A 613-nucleotide genomic window follows, 5' to 3' on the forward strand; every position below is an offset into this window, starting at 1 on the left:
TGAATTGCCCCGGGTTTTGTGGAGACGTTTTTTATCTGATTTAAGCGGCTAATGCATGTGATTTCTGTTGTGCATAAAAGCGTGCCTCAGCTTCTGCTGGCGGGATGTTTCCAATGGAGGACAGGAGCCGCCGATTATTGAACCAGTCGACCCATTTAAGTGTTGCCAGTTCAACCGCGTCCCTATTTTTCCATGGTCCCTGCCGATAGATGAGTTCGGTTTTGTAGAGCCCGTTAATGGTCTCCGCCAGGGCGTTATCATAGGAATCTCCAACACTGCCGACAGAAGCAACAAGGCCCGCTTCAGCCAGTCTTTGCGTGTAGCGAATGGACACATATTGACAGCCGCGGTCGGAATGGTGGGTCACTTTGCCCTCAGGCCGCCTCTGGCACAGAGCCTGTTCGAGGGCATCCAGCACGAAGTCGGTATGGGCCGTTGAGGAGACACGCCAGCCCACAATAACCCGTGCGAATACATCAATGATGAAGGCCACATAAACAAAGCCCTGCCACGTGGAAACATACGTGAAATCCGAAACCCACAGTCTGTTGGGGGCTGGTGCATAAAACTGTCGCTGTACCAGATCCTGTGGACAGGGCCGCGCCGGATCGGG

At 53.5% G+C, this 613-nt stretch carries 1 protein-coding gene; it reads right to left on the bottom strand.

What is annotated here, in order from left to right; all coding sequences use genetic code 11:
- Window positions 1–40: 40 nt before the first annotated feature.
- The coding region (locus FKW19_RS14660; RefSeq protein WP_150225418.1) for an IS3 family transposase at window positions 41–613 on the bottom strand (573 nt) is incomplete at its 5' end.

This window comes from Acetobacter sp. DmW_125128 (assembly GCF_008704325.1).
GTDB classification, from domain to species: Bacteria; Pseudomonadota; Alphaproteobacteria; order Acetobacterales; family Acetobacteraceae; genus Acetobacter; species Acetobacter oryzifermentans.